The sequence below is a fragment of the Desulfosarcina sp. genome, assembly GCF_041551955.1.
Classification (GTDB): Bacteria; Desulfobacterota; Desulfobacteria; order Desulfobacterales; family Desulfosarcinaceae; genus Desulfosarcina.
On record NZ_JBFELV010000381.1, the window covers coordinates 1 to 5,058 of the forward strand.

The window sequence follows — 5,058 nt, forward strand, 5'->3', positions numbered from 1 at the left end:
CGCATCCAGCCCCTGGGTGAAGCGCAGGATGGTCAGGATCCCCCCCACCAGCAAAATGGCACCGGCCACGATATTGAACGGTGAGAAAATCGGTTTGCCCATGGTGGCTGTATTCTCAGACATAAAGGATTCCTCCTGAAAAGTGTCGTGAGATTCGGCAGCGACGCCGATTAGGCGTCTTTATCTTCTTTTTCCGGCGCTTCTTGCGAAGCAGCGGCCTCCGCCCGTGCCTTGGCGTCGGCCTCGAGGGCTTCCTTCACGGCCTTTTCGACCGCGGCGGTCTTCTCCTGCTTGGCTTTTTCCATGCTGGCGTCCATTTCGGCCGCTGCCTTTTCACCGGCTTCGGTCAGTGCGGCCGCCACCGCCTGAGCCTTCTCTTCGGCGGCGATCTTTTCCTTGCGTTTGCTCATGGCGTAAATACCGGTGAGCAGGACGGGCCAGAGACCGACCACCATGGGAACTGCGCCTAAGGCGCCGGCCGTGAGTTCCGGTGCCGGCGTCACTCCCAAATCCATGCGCATGCCGATGGTTTCAAAGGGAACATTGGACAAGTAAAGCCACGAGGTGCCGCCCATCTCGCGTTCGCCATAAATGTGGTCCACATATTGATCCGGTCGGCGGGTGATGCGCTGGCGGGCAATTTTGAGCAGGTCGTCACGCTTGCCGAACACCAGTGCCTCGGTGGGACACGACTCCACGCAGCCGGGCAGTTTGCCTTCAAGCACCCGCGGATGACACATGGTGCATTTCATTATCCGGGGTGAAAAGGCACTGTCGTACTCGTAGGTCGGGATTTCGAAGGGGCAGGCGATCATGCAGTAGCGGCAGCCCACGCAGACGGAGGCGTCGTAGACCACCGCCCCCTCTTTGGTTTTCGAAAAGGCATTGACGAAGCATGCCGAGGCGCAGGCCGGTTCCAGGCAATGGTTGCACTGGTTTTTAAAAAAAACTGGCCTGCCACCGTTGCCCGGCTTCTGGTTGACCACGGTATAGGTTTTGGCGGTGGTGCGCCGTTGATTCTCGAGTACGCTAAGATCGGTAAAGGGTTTTTCCGGCGCCGGCAGTTCGTTGACCACATTGCAGGCGCCTTCACACCGGCGGCAGCCGATGCACAAGGTGATGTCGTGCAGAACGGCCATGGAATCCGGATAGCCCTCGAAATGGTGTGTGGTTGCGGCAGACGCCTTACGGCCGGCGGCAGCGGTCATGCCCGCCGCGCCGATCCAACCGAGAAATTTTCTCCTGGACAGTGACATGTTTCACCCTCAACTTGCGGTTTATGGCCGGATCGTGCGGCCCCCTATCCTTTGTTCTTTTCTACATGACAGGCATTGCAGTCACGGGCGGCTGGTTTTTCAATGCCCATATTCTGATGGCACCCGATGCACTGTTGATGGTAGGCCCCCAGCAGGCCCGGCCTGAAGGCGTCGTCGGCTTCAATCTTTTCGCCATGGCAGCTGCTGCAAGCCGGCGGTTTTTCGGCCGGCGGGCTGTGATGGTGACAGCCTTGGCACAGTGTTCCCTGTTCACTGTGGTAGTAGCCAGCCAGCTTACTGTCGCGGGTTTTGTCGACCAATGCATTGACGATTTTCCGGTGCGGTAAAACGGCCGGCTCGAAGCGGTCCGACAGCTTGCCGATGGTCACTTTATCCGGGATCTTGTCGGCAGGGTATATTTTCGCTTCCAGATCACGCGCCTGCAGCAAATCCATCGCCACGTCCGCGGTTTCTTCGGCATTGGCCGGATTGACATAGGCCGGCAGCGGCGCCATGTGGCAGGCCAAGCAAGAGGGATCCTGGCGATTGGTTTTCTTGCCCATGAATGCATGGCAGCCGGCACACTCGGGTGTTTTCTGTTTCTCCAGGTGGCAGCCCATGCAACTGGCTTGAGAGGATAGGCTGTGCATGGCCTGGGCCAGCTTCACATTGCCGCCCTCCTTCTTGCCGGCGTTGGTGTGGCAGCTGGCGCAAGACTGCAGGCTGGCGTGGTGACAGACCTTGCAGCTGCTACTATAGGCCTCGTGGGATTGATGATCGAAAGGCACGGGATACATGGCCGTCGACCATTGGTCCCTGGGAAGCGCCTCTTCACCGGTCTTGACCAGGACGACATCCGGTTGATTCCGTTTCATGCGGGGAACGTTTTCGATCACCTCGATGCCCACCTGAAAGTCGGCATCATGGCAACCGACACAGCTGACCGGGCCTCCTTGCTTGTTTTTGGCCAGGTTGTCCCGGTGACAACCGATGCACTGATAGTGTGAGGCCTCCTTGCTGGCGATGACGTTGTCCACCATCGTTTCTTTATGACAGTAGACACAGGCGCCCTCTTCTCCCTTGACATAGATCAGTTGCTTGGCCTGCTTGTCGTATTTGTGGTGGCAGCTGTCGCATTTTTCCGCGTTGGCCTTGACGTGGCGGTAGTGCAAGGATTTGTCAAAGGCGAGATCCTTCCACGTTGAGGCGACCGCGGGATCTTCCCGATGACATCCACCACAGGTTTGGGGGCCGCTTTTCAGGTCCTGCCCAGACAGCTCGCGGTGGCAGGCAATGCAGTTGACATGGTAGATGTCGGCGACGGTCTGACGGTCTGTTTCGGCCAACCGCATGTACTTGGGCGACAGGCGTCCTTTTTCGTCGGCCATGTGGCAGACATTGCAGTCCCGGTTGATCCGCGCCAGCGCTTCGGTGTGGCGGCTGTGAAAATAGGGCACCGGTGGCCGCTCAAGCGGTCCAAAGGTCCTCATGGTATCGATCATGATCAGGCCCGCCCCGGTTTTTGTCGGGCTTTCAACCGACGTATCGACCTTCACGGCCCCTGCGGCAAGCAGGAAAACCATGACCATGACCAGCAGCATGCCACCTGTTTTCAAATGAACTGTTCCTTTCCGCATCGTTGACATCCTCAGGGTATGCAGTTCTTCGGTTCGTGCGGGAATCCCGCCCTCATTGCTCGCCTGGCCAGCCGGTATCCCGCTCCCGGTCGATCAGGTCCTGGAAAGAGGTTTCGTCATAAATATCGAAAGCCGCCTGTTTCACCCGAATCCACATGGATGAAAAGGCGCAGCGGCCGTCAAACGGGCAACTGGTTTTTGATACGCAGGCGATGCAGTCGCTGGGCGAAAGTTCTCGGCTTAGAAAACGCAGCACATCCCCCACCGAGACCTGGTCGGGCGGTTTAACCAGAAAATATCCGCCATAAAAGCCGCGTTTGGAATCAACGATGCCGCTGGCCTTGAGTTGATTGAGGATCACTTCAAGGAAGCGCAGCGGAATGGATTGGGCGGTGGCGATGTCCGAAATCTTGACCGGCCCCTGGTCCATATGTTTGGCCAGTTCAAAAATGGCGCGCAGGGCATACTGGTTTTTTTTGGGTGGAACCAGCATCCGAATCCTTCTTGGCTAATATCTTGACCCGTAAGATCAGGTTCTTTCCTGACTGTAATAGTCGGGATAATTGCTGGTTGTCAATTATTTTTTTATTTTTTTTGAAAAATTTAAAAATACAAATTATTTCAATCTATTATAGAAATATGAAAGCGGTTTGGATTGGATGTTGCTTCTATAATTTAGGGTAAATACCCAAAAAAATAGGCCCGGCGCACCATGGATGCCGTGGATGATCGGACGACCATCCAGGCCCTGATCGATCAGGAGAAAATAAAGATTGGCACCGATGGGGTCGAGCGGAAGGCCGGCAATCGTCGCTATTCGGTTAGATCGATGGTCGTGCCGGCCGGTAACCTACCGGTCGGCTGGTTTTCCTGTCAGATTGATCGTGAAGACAGACCCCTTTCCCGGTTGTGACGAAATATCGATGGTCCCCTGGTGACGGTGAACGATGGCTCGCGTGAGCATGAGGCCGATGCCCGTGCCCCGTTCACCCTTGGTGGTAAAAAACCGCTGAAACAATCGGGCTTTCGTCCGCTCGTCCATTCCGCAGCATGTGTCCGCCACCTGATAGCAAACGCCCCCGTCCTTTTGCATGCGGACCGACAAGGTGATGCGCTGGGCGCCTTTCGCTGGATCCGTATCGATACAGGCATCCATGGCATTGGTGACCAGGTTTAACAGGCACTGATGGATGCCCACAGGGTCCATCCACGTCGGGACCAGTCCGGCCGCCACGTCCAAAATGAATTCCATCCCGTGATCCCGGGCCCGGCTTCGCATCAAGTCGAAGACTTCACGGGCGGGCTGCGCGGGGTTCACCTGTCGATATTCTAGACGGTCGGTTTTGGCAAAGTTCAACAGGTCTAATGAAAGGTTTTTAATGCGGTCCACATTTCCCCGCACCAATTCCCACCCCTGCTTTAGATATGCAGCGTCTTCCCCTTCGATGCCTTTTGCCAGAACGAACATGCCGCCGTCCAGGCCGCCGGTGATATTTTTGATGGTGTGGGAGAGTCCTGCCACCGTCTCCCCCACCGCGGCCAGGCGCTCCGCCTCGATGAGCTGGCGGGATTTTTCTTCCACCAGGTGTTCCAGGTTTTCCGTGTAGGCCCGCAACTGACGGCGCATCTCGATGCGTTCACCGGCCCGCTTGAGGGCAACGATCAATGCATCGTCGGATATGGGTTTGGTGATGAAATCGGTTGCCTGGAACTTGAGGCTCTCGATGGCCAGGTCCATGTCGCCGTGGCCGGTGAGCATGATCACCTCCGTGTCGGGGAAGCGGTCCTTGATGGCCTTGAGCAGTTGGATGCCGTCCATGCCCGGCATCTTGATGTCGGTGAGGGTGATGGGTGGACGGACCGCGTCGAGGATGGTCAGGGCCGCCGCCCCATCTTCGGCGGCATGTACGGTGTAGCCCAGATCGGCCAGGGAGATGCCCAGCACCTTGCGGATTCCCGCCTCGTCGTCTACCAGAAGGATGTCGCCGGTCATGAAGGATCTTTCACAATGGGAAAGTGCAGGTTGAAACACGCGCCGCCATCCGGGTTTGCCGTAACCTCGATCGAGCCGCCGCACTCTTTGACGATACTGTAGCTGATGGACAGCCCCAGCCCGGTTCCCTTGCCCACTTTTTTGGTGGTGTAGAAGGGTTCGAAAATCTTGC

General features: G+C 57.0%; 5 protein-coding genes. All 5 read right to left on the reverse strand.

Annotated features, from left to right (window positions below):
• Window positions 1-170 precede the first annotated feature (170 nt).
• Window positions 171-1,256, reverse strand: coding sequence for a sulfate respiration complex iron-sulfur protein HmcB (gene hmcB, locus ABYV26_RS20580; protein ID WP_372683236.1), 1,086 nt, complete (start codon window positions 1,254-1,256; stop codon window positions 171-173).
• A gap of 44 nt (window positions 1,257-1,300) precedes the next feature.
• The gene (gene hmcA, locus ABYV26_RS20585; protein WP_372683237.1) at window positions 1,301-2,893 is read right to left on the reverse strand and encodes a sulfate respiration complex hexadecaheme cytochrome HmcA; all 1,593 of its coding nucleotides are present in this window, start codon (window positions 2,891-2,893) and stop codon (window positions 1,301-1,303) included.
• A gap of 52 nt (window positions 2,894-2,945) precedes the next feature.
• Window positions 2,946-3,386, reverse strand: coding sequence for an Rrf2 family transcriptional regulator (locus ABYV26_RS20590; RefSeq protein WP_372683238.1), 441 nt, complete (start codon window positions 3,384-3,386; stop codon window positions 2,946-2,948).
• A 357-nt stretch (window positions 3,387-3,743) separates the two neighbouring features.
• Window positions 3,744-4,886, reverse strand: coding sequence for a sensor histidine kinase (locus ABYV26_RS20595; RefSeq protein WP_372683239.1), 1,143 nt, complete (start codon window positions 4,884-4,886; stop codon window positions 3,744-3,746).
• Window positions 4,883-5,053: an ATP-binding protein gene (locus tag ABYV26_RS20600; protein ID WP_372683240.1), complete on the reverse strand. Its 171-nt coding sequence runs from the start codon at window positions 5,051-5,053 to the stop codon at window positions 4,883-4,885. Before ABYV26_RS20600 ends, ABYV26_RS20595 begins: the two co-directional genes overlap by 4 nt.
• Between the last annotated feature and the right edge of the window lie 5 nt (window positions 5,054-5,058).

Excerpts from the sequence above, each read along its gene's own strand:
- ABYV26_RS20595 (WP_372683239.1), bottom strand. The coding sequence starts at position 4,886 with ATGACCGGCGACATCCTTCTGGTAGACGACGAGGCGGGAATCCGCAAG.
- hmcB (WP_372683236.1), bottom strand. The coding sequence starts at position 1,256 with ATGTCACTGTCCAGGAGAAAATTTCTCGGTTGGATCGGCGCGGCGGGC.
- ABYV26_RS20590 (WP_372683238.1), bottom strand. The coding sequence starts at position 3,386 with ATGCTGGTTCCACCCAAAAAAAACCAGTATGCCCTGCGCGCCATTTTT.
- hmcA (WP_372683237.1), bottom strand. The coding sequence starts at position 2,893 with ATGCGGAAAGGAACAGTTCATTTGAAAACAGGTGGCATGCTGCTGGTC.